At 23.6% G+C, this 14,428-nt stretch carries 13 protein-coding genes and 1 pseudogene; 5 read left to right on the top strand and 9 right to left on the bottom strand.

Annotated features, from left to right (window positions below; genetic code table 11):
• Nucleotides 1-196 precede the first annotated feature (196 nt).
• On the top strand, nt 197-952 hold the full coding sequence (locus tag BGI41_RS02570; RefSeq protein WP_088538684.1) for a class I SAM-dependent methyltransferase family protein: 756 nt from the start codon (nt 197-199) through the stop codon (nt 950-952).
• Nucleotides 953-1,102: 150 nt separating this feature from the next.
• Here the strand turns inward: BGI41_RS02570 and cofG are convergent, their stop codons facing one another.
• The 5 genes and pseudogenes from cofG to BGI41_RS02545 form a co-directional block, all read right to left on the bottom strand.
• Nucleotides 1,103-2,245: a 7,8-didemethyl-8-hydroxy-5-deazariboflavin synthase subunit CofG gene (gene cofG, locus BGI41_RS02565; protein ID WP_088538683.1), complete on the bottom strand. Its 1,143-nt coding sequence runs from the start codon at nt 2,243-2,245 to the stop codon at nt 1,103-1,105.
• A gap of 295 nt (nt 2,246-2,540) precedes the next feature.
• Nucleotides 2,541-2,981: a DUF2120 family protein gene (locus BGI41_RS02560; RefSeq protein ID WP_088538682.1), complete on the bottom strand. Its 441-nt coding sequence runs from the start codon at nt 2,979-2,981 to the stop codon at nt 2,541-2,543.
• A gap of 43 nt (nt 2,982-3,024) precedes the next feature.
• Entirely contained in the window at nt 3,025-3,960 is a 936-nt protein-coding gene (gene mptA, locus BGI41_RS02555) for a GTP cyclohydrolase MptA (protein WP_088538681.1), read from the bottom strand.
• Between the two features lie 410 nt (nt 3,961-4,370).
• A pseudogene (locus tag BGI41_RS02550) lies at nt 4,371-4,863 on the bottom strand (Lrp/AsnC family transcriptional regulator).
• A 415-nt stretch (nt 4,864-5,278) separates the two neighbouring features.
• The gene (locus tag BGI41_RS02545; RefSeq protein ID WP_088538680.1) at nt 5,279-6,481 is read right to left on the bottom strand and encodes a tRNA (guanine(10)-N(2))-dimethyltransferase; all 1,203 of its coding nucleotides are present in this window, start codon (nt 6,479-6,481) and stop codon (nt 5,279-5,281) included.
• Between the two features lie 232 nt (nt 6,482-6,713).
• On the opposite strand from BGI41_RS02545, the gene BGI41_RS02540 reads away from it, so the two are divergent.
• Nucleotides 6,714-7,811 carry a DegT/DnrJ/EryC1/StrS aminotransferase family protein gene (locus BGI41_RS02540; RefSeq protein WP_088538679.1) on the top strand — a complete coding sequence of 366 codons (1,098 nt, stop codon included), beginning with the start codon at nt 6,714-6,716 and terminating at the stop codon, nt 7,809-7,811.
• 258 nt (nt 7,812-8,069) lie between these two features.
• Here BGI41_RS02540 and BGI41_RS02535 read toward each other — a convergent pair whose 3' ends face one another.
• On the bottom strand, nt 8,070-8,375 hold the full coding sequence (locus tag BGI41_RS02535) for an MTH1187 family thiamine-binding protein (RefSeq protein WP_088538678.1): 306 nt from the start codon (nt 8,373-8,375) through the stop codon (nt 8,070-8,072).
• 175 nt (nt 8,376-8,550) lie between these two features.
• On the opposite strand from BGI41_RS02535, the gene BGI41_RS02530 reads away from it, so the two are divergent.
• The 3 genes from BGI41_RS02530 (at nt 8,551) to BGI41_RS02520 (ending at nt 10,781) form a co-directional block, all read left to right on the top strand.
• Nucleotides 8,551-9,405 (top strand): TIGR00269 family protein, encoded by an 855-nt coding sequence (locus BGI41_RS02530; RefSeq protein ID WP_088538677.1) that lies wholly within the window; start codon nt 8,551-8,553, stop codon nt 9,403-9,405.
• A 300-nt stretch (nt 9,406-9,705) separates the two neighbouring features.
• Nucleotides 9,706-10,521: an N-acyl homoserine lactonase family protein gene (locus BGI41_RS02525; RefSeq protein ID WP_088538676.1), complete on the top strand. Its 816-nt coding sequence runs from the start codon at nt 9,706-9,708 to the stop codon at nt 10,519-10,521.
• A 14-nt stretch (nt 10,522-10,535) separates the two neighbouring features.
• Nucleotides 10,536-10,781 (top strand): hypothetical protein, encoded by a 246-nt coding sequence (locus BGI41_RS02520; RefSeq protein ID WP_088538675.1) that lies wholly within the window; start codon nt 10,536-10,538, stop codon nt 10,779-10,781.
• A gap of 120 nt (nt 10,782-10,901) precedes the next feature.
• Here the strand turns inward: BGI41_RS02520 and BGI41_RS02515 are convergent, their stop codons facing one another.
• The 3 genes from BGI41_RS02515 to BGI41_RS02505 form a co-directional block, all read right to left on the bottom strand.
• Entirely contained in the window at nt 10,902-12,266 is a 1,365-nt protein-coding gene (locus BGI41_RS02515) for a hemolysin family protein (protein ID WP_088538674.1), read from the bottom strand.
• A 53-nt stretch (nt 12,267-12,319) separates the two neighbouring features.
• Complete coding sequence (locus tag BGI41_RS02510; RefSeq protein ID WP_088538673.1) at nt 12,320-12,532, bottom strand: DUF1922 domain-containing protein; 213 nt, start codon at nt 12,530-12,532, stop codon at nt 12,320-12,322.
• 482 nt (nt 12,533-13,014) lie between these two features.
• The gene (locus BGI41_RS02505) at nt 13,015-14,193 is read right to left on the bottom strand and encodes a TraB/GumN family protein (protein ID WP_088538672.1); all 1,179 of its coding nucleotides are present in this window, start codon (nt 14,191-14,193) and stop codon (nt 13,015-13,017) included.
• Nucleotides 14,194-14,428 lie beyond the last annotated feature (235 nt).

Below are 14,428 nucleotides of genomic sequence, written 5' to 3'. Positions count from 1 at the left end.
TATTTTTAGATAATTATTATTAAATTTAAAATAGAAAATTATTATATATAATAATTTTATTATAATCTTTATAAATTATATATTTTAGATAATAATTTTATATTTCTAGAATTTATGTAACTTATTATTAATAATTTTGTGGTAATTATATTTTTTCTAGAATTTATGTAACTTATTATTAATTTGTGGTAATTATATGAAATGGAAAATTATTGGAAAGATTCTTATTTTAGATGATAATACTCCTAATTTATCTCATGATGAACTTAAAGAACTTCAAAATAGGTTTCATGTAAAATCTATTATAAAGGTTGGTAAGATTCATGGACAATTAAGAGAACCTTCAACTCAAATATTACTTGGTGATAGTACAGAAACAATTCATAAAGAAAATGGTTGTTATTTTAAATTAGATTTATCTAAAGTTATGTGGGCTAAAGGAAACACTAATGAAAGATTAAGAATTGCAAAGCTTGTAAAAGATAATGAAGTAGTTTTAGATATGTTTGCAGGTATTGGTTATTTTTCAATTCCTATTGGTGTTCATGCTAATCCTAAAAAAATTTATTCAATTGAATTAAATCCTAATTCTTATAAGTTTTTAAAAGAAAATATTGAAATTAATAAAATTAATCAAAAAGCAAATTATGATAAAATAGTCCCAATATTTGGGGATTGTGCTATTGAAGCACCTAAATATAAAGCTGATCGTATTATTATGGGTTATGTTAGAACAACTCATAAATATTTACCTAGTGCAATGAAGGCATTAAATCCTGGTGGAATTATTCATTATCATGAAACTGTTCCGGATAAGTTAATGTATACACGCCCTATTGAAAGAATTAAAGAAGCAGCAAAAGATAGGGAGGTTGAAGTTCTTGGAATTACTAAAGTTAAAAAGTATTCTCCAGGAGTTGAACATATAGTAGTTGATGCTCGTATTAATTAGTATTTCTTTTACAACTACTATTTTTATAATATAAACCATTATTTTAAAGATTTTTTTTATTTACTTAGTTTTTTGTATTTTTTATAAATATTTACTAAAAAATTGTTTTAATAGTCTAAATTTATTAAATTTTTAAAAAAATAAAATTAATTAAGATTTATTAATTAATTTTTGTAGTTTACTTGCTTTTTCAAATGTTAATGAACTTAAATAATCTTCATTAATATATTTTTCATATACTGCAAGTCTTTCTTTAAGTTTATAACCTGCATCTTCTGTAATTTCATTTAAATAATCAAGTGTTGGCCATGGGGAAGTTTTATTTACATAATCATGTGTTAAAGGAGATACTCCACCCCAATCATCTGCACCAGATAAAAGGAATATTTGTGCACTATCATAATTAAGGTTTGGTGGAACTTGTATTGAAACATCATTAAACATTAATTTTGCAAGTGAAACAGTTCTTACCATATCTAAAAGACTAGGTTCTGGATAGTCTGCCATTGCCATATTTGGTGCTGGTGTAAAGTTTTGTATAATGATTTCTTGAATATGACCATATTTTTCTTGAATTTTCTTTATTTCTAATAAGGATTCTACTGTTTCTTCTTTTGTTTCACCAATACCAATTAAAATTCCTGTTGTATATGGTATTTTTAATTTACCTGCATTTGTAATTGTTTTTATTCTAGTTTTAGGTAATTTTCCAGGGCTTTTTTTATGTGCTATAGTTTTCATAAGTCTTTTTGATGAATTTTCAAGCATTAATCCCATTGAAACATTAACTTCTTTTAATTTTTTCATTTCATTATATGACATATTTCCACAATTTGTATGTGGAAGAAAATTAGTATTTTCTAGTGTTGATTTACAAAAGTCATAGGTATAATCTATCATTTTGTCATAACCTAAATCATTAAGTTTAGATTTTACTATATCATTTTCATCTGAATTTTCACCAAATGTAAATAATGCTTCTTTACAAGCATATTTTTCACTATCTTTTAAAGTTTTTAGTATTTCTTCAGGTTTTTTTAGTATTATTGCATCTTTATCTTCTGGTGTTTTTTTAAAGTTACAGTATCCACAATCATTTTTACAGATTTCAGTAATAGGTATGAATACATTTTTAGAAAAAGTTATTGTTTCATTTTTTGTATAATCAGAATTAGCAAGAATCATTAATTTATTTACATCTTTTCCTTTTGAATTAAGAATATTTGTTAATTCTTCTTTTGATAAATCATTAATATCTATTTTATTTTCAGTTAATTGGTCTAAAACATTCATAAAAATCATTATTTTATTTTATTACTTATTATCTTTTTATTTATTCTATATTTAAAAATTCTTATTTAATTTTTATTATTATTAAATTAAGTATAAAAAGAGTATTTTTTTTCTAAATGTTTTGTTGTTAAATATTAAAAATAGTTAAAATTCTTAAATTTATATTTTTTATTTTAAAATGAGTGTTTTATTGTAAAAATAAGTTTTTTTGTGTTTTGTTTAAGTATTTAAAAAAGATATAAAGAAAGCTTATTTTAAATTTCATAGTTATATATACTATTTTAAAAAATTTAAATTAAGCATCTTTATCTGAAACAGTTACTTCAACGAAACATGGACCCATGTTTTTTTGGTCTCTCCATAAAACTACAAAGACACTTGCATGTTCTGTGTCAAATAATCGAAAGTTTGTAGCAATGCCTTGACTTTTAAAACCTTCAACCATTCTCATAACACCATTTGAGTCTGTTTCAGCATTAACTTTAACACTTGATCTAACTTGTTCATCCATTCTATTAATGATTTTTCCAGCATCATCAGAAACTATTTCTATTTTTTCTCCATTAAACATTTCAACTATTTCATCTAGTTCATTATCAATATTATTAATGTCTATTTTATCTGAACCTATTGATCTAACAATGAGGATTTTTCCATTATCTAATGCTGGACGAGATCCTTTAAATGAATTAAGTTTTCCTAGAATTGAACCTGCAATTTTATGTAAGTGTGACATAGTATTCCTTTTAATCTTTTTAATAAAATTTTAAAATGAAAATTTATATTTTCATTTCTTCTTTTAATTGTGCAATTGTTGAAACTTTTTCTGCGAAAGCATCATGTCTATGAATACTTTCTTTATTGATTTGACGTAATGTAACTTTTGTATCATCTGGTAAGTTAGAGTATTTTTCAAGGATTTTTTCAACCATATTTCTTACACAATCTTCTACAAATACTGGTTTAGTATGTGCATTCATTACAGTTGCATTTTCATCAGGACGTTTTAATAATCCACATACTGGTGAACTCATTGATTGTTCAATGATTTCAATTAAATCATCTGCACTAACTTCTTCACCTTCTGGAACTTCTATTAATATGGTTCCAATACCTCTTTGGTTATGTGATGCAAAAGTTACAGTATCTAGTACTTTTTTAGTTGTTTCTTCATCTAAGAATTCAAGTAATTTTCTTTTATCTGCTTCTTTTACTGATTCTTGTGCACATGGACATACAGTCATTCCAACAACTTCTGTTCCAATGTATTTATGGATTGTTATTTTATCTCCATCTCTAGTTCCAACAGCTTTAGCAATTATTTTTGCCATTTCCTGTGAATTTTTTCCTGTGACAGGTGATTTTCTATTGAACATATAATCACTTGTCATGTTAACTTCAACACGTTTAGCATATTCGTGTTTTTCCATCATTTTATTTACAATTTCTTTACAAATATTTTCAGTTCTTATGGATTGACTTTCAGTAGCTTCTTCCATTACTTCACTAATAGCTTCTGGAGTTCTTGACATATGAATACCTTTTTGATTACTTGGTAAATCTACAAAGGCATCAAAGGTAGGTATTAATATAATAGGTCTTTTATTTTTTCTTTCTAATTTTACTAATTTTTTAACACCAGTAACTCCTACTCTTGATAAAGAGATAGGTACACGTGGTTTATTATCTTGAGTATCTGGGAAACAATCAGCCATAATATACCTTCTAATTATTATTAATTATATTCTTTTTATATCTTTTTAGGATATATTTTTTAAACATATAAATTTTATTTAAAATTATATTTATAATTTATTAAATAAAATACTATTATTTTTTTAATATTTTCAAAGAAAAATCTAATTTTTTATTTAATTTTAGGAATAGATTATTAATAAATCCTTGATTTTAATCAAATAATTTAATTTATCATTTTAAATGCTTTTTTATTATTTAAAACTTTAATTTTTTTATTAATATTTTCTAAAAATAGCTTTTTAATTTATTTATTTGAAAAATAGTTTTTTATTTAAAATTAGTTTATTTTTTTAAAATTAGTTTATTAATTATTTTAGAATTAGTTTATATAAAGGATTATAAACTTAATTATAATCTTTTACTGTGTTTAAAGAATGTTTGCTGAACCCATATCTTCTTTAACAACATTTAAAACTGTTTGGGTGTATGTTCTTTCTACACCTGGTTCTTTTAGCATACCTTTAATAAATACGTCTAATTCATCAGTGTCTCTGAATTTAGCAATTAGTATTGCATCATATTCTCCAGTGACATCGTAAATACCTACCACATTTTTATTGTAGGAGATTTTTTCTTCAAAGTTTTCTAGTTTGCCACCTTTAACTTTAACTCCAATAATGCTTGTAAGTACGAAACTTAATTTTCTATGGTTTATTACAGGTGAAAATTTTTCAATTACTCCGCTTTTAACCATTTTTTCAATACGGTTATGCACAGTACCTACAGATATCAGTACCTACAGATATGCTCAAATCTCTTGAGATTTGTCTGTAAGATACTCTAACATCCTCATTGATAATTTTTAGAATTTTTTTATCGGTTTCATCTAATTTTATTATATCTGTATCATTTTTGTTCATAAAAACCCTCGACCTTATTAAAAATTTAAAAAATCTATAATTTAACTTTTGACTTAATCTATTAATAAATCTTTCTTATTGCTTGCTCTTATTTTGTTCATGTATTTAAGTGTTTTGTTATTTTTTTTCTTAATTTTGTTTATTTTTTACTAGACATTTTTTGATTATTTTTACTTTTATTTGTTTTTTTTTCTTTTATTAGTATTTGTTTTATTGTTTAATTTTTTATGTTATTGTTATAAATTTTTATAGTTAATTATTAAATTTTTAAATATATTTTAAGATTTTTATTATTTTATTATTTTAATGATTTTTCAGTTTTTTTAGTATTTTATAAATAAAAGTCTATTTTTTCTTATATTTTTTGAATTTATTTTTTTATGTTTTTTATTTATTATTATTTTTTACTTTAGTTTTATTTATTAGTACTACTTAATTTTTTAATAATATCTTTAATTTCATTTAATGGTGCATCTGTTTTTATTGCTGTAGGATTAAAATGAGTTCTAAAAGCATAATATCCTTTTTCTTCTAATTTTTCCATAGTTTTATCAATTTTAGGTGCACTTATTTTAAGATTTCTAGAAATTACATGTATATCATATGAACTTGGTTTTGTGTTTGCTTCTTCTGCACATCTTTTTAATAGTTTTTCAATTTTATTATGTGTATTTAAGTTTTTAACATCAAGAAGTTTAATCATATGATTTATGTAGTCATAATCTTCAATTTTACCTAACCACATAGGTCCTGCATGAATTAATTTTTCACCACATATTGGACATTTATCTTTTAGGCTACTTGCAAGTCCTGTTGTAGTTTCACGGTAGAGACAATTTTTACAATGTGAAATATAACCTATATTCTCATTAATAGATTCGTCAGTTGCTTTTGATCCTTTTTTAATTACCATATATATTCTCATATAATGTTCTGTACTATGAGACATTTTAATTTCTATATATTTTTTATATTTTGCAAAAGTAAGTGCTACAAATCCTGCAAGTATTCTTATCCCATTTTCATGGCAATATTCACTTTTATAAGGTTTTGCATTATATTTTCTAATACAAGGTGTTTTATATGTTCCACATAATGCAGAAGTGTCTGTAGCTGTAACACATAGGAGACTATTTCTTTTTATTGATGCTGCTGTAGAATCAATAAAGAAACTAGGAGTACCAAATGGATCAATATCTACTACATCAAAACGTCCTCCATTGTTTCTTAAAAAAATATTTGCTTCATGTTTATGGATTTCAAAATTATCTTCTTTAATTTCAATATTATTATTTTCAGCATTAATTTTAGTAAATTCATTTGCTAAAGGACTAATATCATTTACACAAACATTTCCAATATTGTCAATTTCTTTTTTATATCGAATACCACGTATTCCACTTCCTCCAAATACGTCTCCAATATTGATTTTAGAACTTAATAAATTTTGAAAAGTTTGTATTGCAAGTATTGAAATATCTCTATTGAATTCCATTTTAGGGTTATAAAAAACAGGTGCTTCGGATGAAACCTTTTCGAATTCAGGAAACTGGATTTGAACTAATCCTTCATTAATTGTTTTAATATTATTTTTATCATAACTTATATTTTCATCCATTTTATCACATTATAAAAATTTTAATAATTAAATAAATTGATTTATATATTATCTTATTAATAAATTATATTAGAATATTTTAATTTGTATGATTAAATTATAGTTATATAAATTTTTCATATAATTTATATAATATATTATATAAATTTTTATGGCTTTTTTAAGTTTATATGAATTTATTATTTATTATATAGATTTTTTTAAAGTTATATGGATTATTTCAGGTGATTTGATGGCAAAAATTAATATTGCTAGTCCTATTATTGAACAAGAAGAAATTGATAATGTTGTTGAAGTTTTAAAATCTGGTATGATAGCACAAGGTCCAAAAGTTACTGAATTTGAAGAAGAATTTGCAAAATGGATTGGAACTGATTATGCTGTTGCAACTAATAATGGAACAAGTGCATTACATACTACTATGTTAGCATGTGGAATTGGTGAAGGAGATGAAGTAATTACTACTCCATTTACATTTGCTGCTACATCAAATGCTGCATTGTATGTAGGTGCTAGACCTGTATTTGTTGATATTGATGAAGATACTTTTAATATAGACCCATCTAAAATTGAAGATGCAATCACTGATAAAACAAAAGCAATTGTTGTTGTACAATTATATGGTCAATCTGCAGATATGGATCCAATATTAGAAATTGCTAAAAAACATAATTTACTTGTAATTGAAGATGCTTGTCAAGCTCATGGTGCAACTTATAAAGGTAAAAAAGTTGGAAATATTGGAGATGTTGCATGTTTCAGTTTTTATCCAACTAAAAACATGACTACTAGTGAAGGTGGTATGATTACCACTAATAATAAAGATATTGCAGAAAAAGCAAAAATATTTAGGGCACATGGATCTCCTGTTAAATATCATCATGATTATATTGGTTTTAACTTTAGAATGACTGATATTGAAGCTGCAATTGGTCTTGCACAACTTAAAAAAATTGATAAATTTGATGATATTAGAATTAAATATGCTAAATATCTTGATGATGGTTTAAAAGACGTTAAAGGTATTACTACTCCTGTAGTTGCTGATGGATGTAAACATGTATACCATCAATATACCATTAAAGTAAATGGTGATAGAGATAAATGGATTGAATTCTTAAATGATCATGGTATTGGTTGTGGAATTTACTATCCTATTCCTTTATATGATCAAAAACTTTACAAAGATTTAGGTTATAATCAATCTTTACCTGTTACTGATAAAATTGTAAAAGAAGTTATTTCTATTCCAGTACATCCAAGTTTATCTAAAGAAGATTTAGATACTGTTATTGATGTTTTAAAACAAGCTTCTGAAGAATTATTATAAACTAGTTTTTTTACTAGTTTTTAATTTTTTTTTAATTAAATAATATATTTTATAGTTATTATTAAATTATTTTAATTCTTATTTTTCTTAAATTGTACTGTTTTTACTGTTTAATTATTTTATGTACTGTTTTTAATTAGTCATTTATAATTTATTTACTAACTAAACAATAATTAATAAATTCAAAAAATAGCTATTTAAATATTTAAATGTAAAACTTTTTAAAAAAAGTTTAATTTATAAAAATTAATTTATAAATTAATGTAACATATCATTTACTGTTTTTACTTTTGCATCTAAAGTTCTGTTTTCTTGATCTCTTCTATCATCAACTTTAATAACGGTATAAACTCTACCAATACCTGTTTTAAATATTTCTTCTTGAGCATTAGCAATTGCATCATATAATTCTTTTAAATTTTCTGCTTCTATTTGAGTTCCCATTCCCGTTAATTGATAATTTAATCCAGAATCCTTAATTAATTGTACAGCAGCAGTAACATATTTTTTACATTCTGTATCTTCTGCTCCAACAGGTAATATTGCAAAATCACATGTAATCATTTTTAATGTCTCCTTAAAATTTATTATTTGAATATTTATTGATATTCATTTTAATATATGTTTTAGAAATGATTTAAATTTTTATTATTATAATTTAAATTAATAAATAGCTATTTCTAATTTTTTATTATAATGAATAATTAATTTTATTAATTTTAAAGAATAACTTTTTAGTATGGTAAAAATTGATAAAGATGAATTTAATCAAAAAATATTCAAACGTATCTATAATTTAATTGATGAGTATAATTTGATTAATGAGGGTGAACGTATTGCAGTAGCATTATCTGGAGGTAAAGATAGTGTTTTAACACTTCATGCATTAAGTTCTTATAAGAAAATTTGTGGTTTTAATTTTGATCTTGTAGCTATTGCAGTTGATGAGGGAATTGAAGGTTATCGTGCATCTGGAATTTCTTCAGCAGTAAATAATGCTAAATTGTGTAATGTTGATTTGATTCAAGAATCATTTAAAGATAATTTTGGATATAATCTTGATGATATTTATGAAAATTTTAAAAGTGCATGTATTCCTTGTGGTGTTTTTAGAAGACACATATTAAATAAAGCAGCATATGATTGGAATGCTGATAAAATAGCTACTGGTCATAATCTTGATGATGAAATTCAATCTTTTCTTATGAGTTTTGCTCGTGGTGATACACTTAAATTTTCTAAATTTGGTCCGGAACTTAAAAGAATTCACCCTAAACTTGTACCACGTATAAAACCATTATGGAATACTCCAGAAAAAGAAGTTGGTTTATGGGCTGTAATAAATGATATTGATATACATCTTGCAGAATGTCCTTATTCTTCTTTATCATTAAGATCTAAAATTAAAGGATTTTTGAATGATGTGGAAAATAGAAATCCAGGTATTAAACAGAATATTTTATCTTCATTTATAAAATCATTAAATGTTGAACCATCTATGCCTAAATTATATGAATGTGAAGTCTGTGGTGAACCTACTTCTTCTAATATTTGTAAAGCATGTGAAATTGTTGATTTATTAAATAGTGATTAATTATTTCTAAATTAATTATTTCTTAAACTTTTATTTTTAGTTTAATAGTACTTTTAATACTCTATTTTTATAGATGATTTTTCTTTTTATGTATTATCTAATTTTAATATTATTTTTGATTTTTTAATTAATACTAAATAGAATATTTTCTTTTTTTTATTTTTTACTTTAATAATTTAGTTTTAAATTTCTCTATTTTATTAAATTTTATCAATTAAATTTTATTTAAATTAAAATAGTTTAATTTTTATATTTAAAAATTTAAACTATTATTATTATTGCTTATATTTTGGGATTATTATGGATGATAAATTAAAAGTTCATGTTTTACATACAGGTTATGTTGAAGTAGATAAAGCTTTACCTTTTAGAAATAAATCTTTAAATCCTTTTGCTTATACTGGTTTACTTAGAAATAAATCTAATAAAATTAGGTTACCTGTTTCAGTATATTTAATTGAACATCCAAAAGGTAATGTTCTTGTTGATACTGGATGGTCTAAGGCAGTTAGAGGAAATTATAAAAAACATTTACCAGTAAAAGGATACTTAGCTAGTAAACCTATACTTGGACCAGGGGAAAGTATTACTGAACAATTAGATAAATTAGGTATTAAGAAGTTACAATTTATTGTTTTAACTCATATGCATGTTGATCATATTGATGCATTAAGTGAAGTTCAAGATTATGCTGAATTTATTCTTGTTTCTAGGGATGAATTAAAATCTGCTAATAATGGTGGAGGCAGATATATTAAAGAACTTTGGCAAAATACTATTTTTGATAGATTTGATTGGAATGGTGAAATGGGGCCATATTTCAAATCTTATGATGTTTTCCGTGATGGTAAAATTAATTTAATATATCTTCCAGGTCATACTGCTGGTTCAACAGGAGTTCTTATTAAGAATAATGGTAAATTTGTATTTATTACTGGTGGTGCAGCATATGCTAAAGAATCTTGGGAAAAATTAGAATTACCTAGTATAGTTAATGATAGAGATAGAACTTTAAGATGTTTAAAGTATATTCGTAAATTAAGTAGAGCAGATAATTGTATTGAAATATTAGCAAGTCATGATCCAGAAGTTAAACCTCATGTTATTGAATTTTAAGTATAGGTGTATTTATGGATAAAGATAAACGAAAATATGTTTTTTTATTAGTTATTTTAGCTATTTTATTTGTTATTGTAATTGAGAAATATTCATTTAATATTCATACTTATGATATTTTAATTGATTTAATTCTTGTTTTAATTGTTGTTTATGCATTTTATGACTTTTATAAAAATAAGGATAAACGAAAAATTGAAAGAGAATCTAAAAAATCAGACTCTAGGAAAACTTCAAAAAATATTAAAGCTAAAAAATAGCTTTTATACTCTTTTTTTATTTTAGTTTTAGATTTTTACTTAAAAATAGCTTTTATTTTTTATTTTAGTAAATTTAGTAATTTTTATTTAAAAATAGTTAAAAATAGTAAGATAAAGAAGTTATTCTTCTTCATTGCTTTTATTTTCATCTTCTTTATCTTCAGTGTTTTTATTTTCTTTTTTGGTTTCTACAACATCGATAAGTATTTTATCAATTTGATTTCCATCCATTTCAAGAACTTCAAAGTAATATTTGCCCCAGTGTAATTTTTCTCCTTTTACTGGTATTTTTTCAATATAACTTAATATGAATCCTGCAATTGTTGAGAAATCATCTTCATCTTCATTAGGTAATTTCTCATTAATATTAAAGATTTCTTTGAATCTGTCTATTGTGATTCTACCATCAAGTAACCATGAATGGTCTCTTATTTTAATTGCTTTTGGATCATCCATTTCATCAATACCTGGAATATCTCCTACAATTCCTTCAAGTAAATCATTTAAAGTAATTAAACCAAGTACGGTACCAAATTCATCTACAACAAGAGCCATATGTACATATGTTTTGTTTTTCTTAAATTTTTCAAGAAGTTCCATAGATTGAAGGTTATCTGGGATTACAAGTGGATTTTTTAATATTTTATGTATGTCTGTTGAATTTTTATCATTAAACATACGTCCTAAAATATCTTTTGCTTGTACAACACCAATAAAGTCATCTAATTCTCCTCTTGCTACTGGGAATATTGAACGTTTACTTTCAATTATTTTTCTTTGGTTTTCTTCATTTGAATCATCAAGATCTAACCAGACAATCTCATTTCTTGGTGTCATAATCATATCAACTTTTTGAGCATCAAGACGGAAAACTCTTTGAATAATTGATTGTTCTTCTTTTTCAATTGTTCCTTCTTCAATTCCTTCTTCAATTAAAAGGTTAACTTCTTCTTCTGTAATTTCACGTTTTTTAGCATCACTTTCACCAATAATTTTTAAAAATACATTAGTTGATATTGTTAATAAACGTACAATTGGGGAAGTAATACGTGATAAGATATCCATTGATTTTGCAATTTTAATTGATATTCCTTCTGGATTGTTAAGTGCAATCTGTTTAGGTGCTATTTCACCTATTACTAATGTAATATAGGTTGTAATACATACAATTAAAATATAACTTATTGGATATGCATGTGGTATATAAGGACTAAGATATTCTGCTAGTGGTTTAGATAAAGCTGCACCACCAAGTACACCTAAAATAATGTTTATAACGGTAATCCCTATTTGTACAGTTGAAAGAAAATTAGTTGAGTCATCAAATAATTTGATAGCTGTTTTAGCTCCTTTAACATTATCTTGTTCTAATTTTTGGAGTTTAATTTTTCTTGACGATACAATAGCTAATTCTGCCATTGTTAAAATACCATTAATAATAATTAATATTAATATTATGATAATTTCTATTACTTCTTTAATCATTTCCATGCCTTATAAAAAATAAATTTTATTTTTTTAATTAAATATTATGATTTTTATAAATCACTTGCTTTTTGAAAACCTTTAAAACCATGAATTTCTTCTTGCATATCTTGTACTGCTTTTGATGCTTCTTCTCTTGTTTCGACTTTTTTAAAGATTCTCCTTTCTTTAACTTTTAATACTTTACCACAAACACATTTCCTTGTAGCTTGTCCTTTTTTTGCATAAAGTACTCTTCCACAATCACATCTGAAGATTAAGTACATCTAAAATTCACCTTTTAATTATTTTCAAATATAATAATTCCTTTAAACTTCCATATTTATTTTTTTTAAAAAATTATAATATTTATTTATATATTACTGTTTCATATTATTAAGATTTTAGAAAACTTTATATTGTTTATTTGTTTTAAAATAATAAATTAAAAAATAGTATTTTCTTTATTTTATCTTTTGTTTAAGTTTTATTAAACTTATTAAGTTTTTATATAATTTTAAATTGTTTTTATTATTGGTTTTTTTAGTTTTTTATAATATTATTTTCATTTGTTTTTTTAATGGTTTTATATATTTTTTTGATTTTTTTATTGTTTATTTTTTTATGTTTTACTTTTTAAGTATTTTTTAGAATATGATAATTGGATTTTATTTATAGTTTTTTGTCTAGATTTTGTTTTTTGTGTAAATTTATTTATAGTTTTTTGTCTAGATTTTGTTTTTCATGGTATTATTAGGTTTTTTGTAAATTATATTCCAAATGTTTTTGTTATTAATGGTATAAAGACACTTGTAGGTAATATAAAGAATGTTGCAATACTTACACCAATATCAGTTCCAATAAATACTAAAAGTATTCTGAAAATATTATTATGCCATAAATCTTTTAATGATTCAATTTTATTTAAATTTTTAATATCACTTTTTTTAACTTTCCTATAATGTAATTCAACTAATGCTGAAAACATTCCTGCAGCAAGTAATGGGTGCATTACAGTAAATGGTGCTGAAAGACCTCCAACAATAGCTGATTGTACTTTTGAACCTGAACATATTGATCCTATAAAACCAGCAATTATATAGATTAAAAAATAGTCTATTATTTCACGATTAATATTTACCCCATTAATAAATGCCAGAAAAAATATCACAATAAATAATATTGGAATAAGTGCAATTATTATTTTCATCCATGGAATACCATTTTTTTCATCTAGTGATGTAAGTTCACTATAGCTTGGAATTTCTTCAGGATGATCTAAGTAATTATTAATTCCTTCTTTATGTCCTGCACCTACAACTGCTACAACACTATCTTCAGGAATATTTAATATACTTTGTGCAAGATATGCATCTCTTTCATGAACTAAAACTTGATAAACTTCAGGTGATACTTCTTTAAAGTATTCCATTAATTCTTCAATAGTATCTTCTTGTTTTAATTCTTCAATATCTATTTCTTCATCTTCTCCAACAAAAAGTGATTTAAGAGCACTAAGAATGAATTTAAATTTTTGCCATCCACTCATTTTATTTAGTACTCTTTCTAATGTAATATTAATATCTCTATCAAGTAATGCAATTTTAATATCCAGGTCATTTGCAGCTTCAATTGCAGCAATCATCTCTGAACCTGGTTTAACATCTACATCTTGACCAATTTTATTTTGAAAATAACTTAAAATACTTGTTATAAAAAATAGACCTACTTTATTTTCTTTAATGATTTTTCTCATGGATATAACATCATCTTCAGATTTTACACCATTTTTTTCATCCATTAAACGTTTAAATCTACCATAATCAAGTTCAACACCAACTACTTCTGGTTGGAGTTCATAAATAGTATTTTTTACTTCTTTTACACTATCTGATGATACATGTGCAGTACCTATTATGGTTAAGTTTTCTCTATTCAAAAGTAACACTTCTATTAGTTTGTTTAAGTAGTATAAATTATTAAATATTTAATATGATTTTTTAGTTTTTACTAGTTTTACTAATTTTTTTCTATTTTAGTTTTTCATGTTTTTTCTAAAATATTTTTATAAATTTTATAAAGTTTATTTATTTTTTTTAATATTTATAATTATTTTATTATTTTTTAATTTTATTTTAAAATTTAATTTAATTTTTTTTATTTTTAGTATCTAATGAATATAC

Source organism: Methanobrevibacter sp. 87.7, assembly GCF_002208625.1.
Taxonomy (GTDB): Archaea; Methanobacteriota; Methanobacteria; order Methanobacteriales; family Methanobacteriaceae; genus Methanarmilla.
Note: the sequence above shows the minus strand (reverse complement) of the source record. Positions and strands in the feature narration are given on the sequence as shown.